1 protein-coding gene is annotated in these 434 nt (G+C 62.4%); it reads right to left on the bottom strand.

The features are described 5' to 3' along the window. Nucleotides 1-55 precede the first annotated feature (55 nt). On the bottom strand, nt 56-434 hold a 379-nt coding region (locus EN750_RS38760), incomplete at its 5' end, for a RidA family protein (RefSeq protein WP_210212822.1).

Here is a 434-nt window from a genome sequence, read left to right as displayed (position 1 = left end):
GGCTACCGGTCACGGCGCAAGTGATGATGGTGTCCTTCGACATCAGGCTACTCCTTCAGGTTGCAAGGATGGCCGTGGCGGCGATCTCGACGAGAAGGCCATCGTCAATGAGTGCTCCCGCCTGCACCATCGTCGTTGCCGGTCGAATGTCGCCGAAGACGGAGCCGTGGGCTTTGCCGACGGCTTCCCAATCGTTCATGTCGCGCAGGAAAATGCGCGTCTCGACAACATCATCGATGGTGGCGTCGAGTTCGCGCAGCGCCGCACCGATGCGCTTCAGAACCACGATGGTTTGTTGTTCCGCGTCGCCGGGGTGAAGTACCCCGTCGGGTCCAGAGGCGGAAGTGCCCGATACGACAATGATGTTTCCGGCTCGCACGGCCCGGGAGTAGCCGATCGCGGCCCCCCACTTGTTGTTCACGTCGACCCTGGCC

The sequence above is a fragment of the Mesorhizobium sp. M7A.F.Ca.ET.027.03.2.1 genome (assembly GCF_003999175.1).
Taxonomy (GTDB): Bacteria; Pseudomonadota; Alphaproteobacteria; order Rhizobiales; family Rhizobiaceae; genus Mesorhizobium.
The sequence above is the reverse complement of the archived record's forward strand: the minus strand, read 5'-3'. Positions and strand labels throughout refer to the sequence as shown.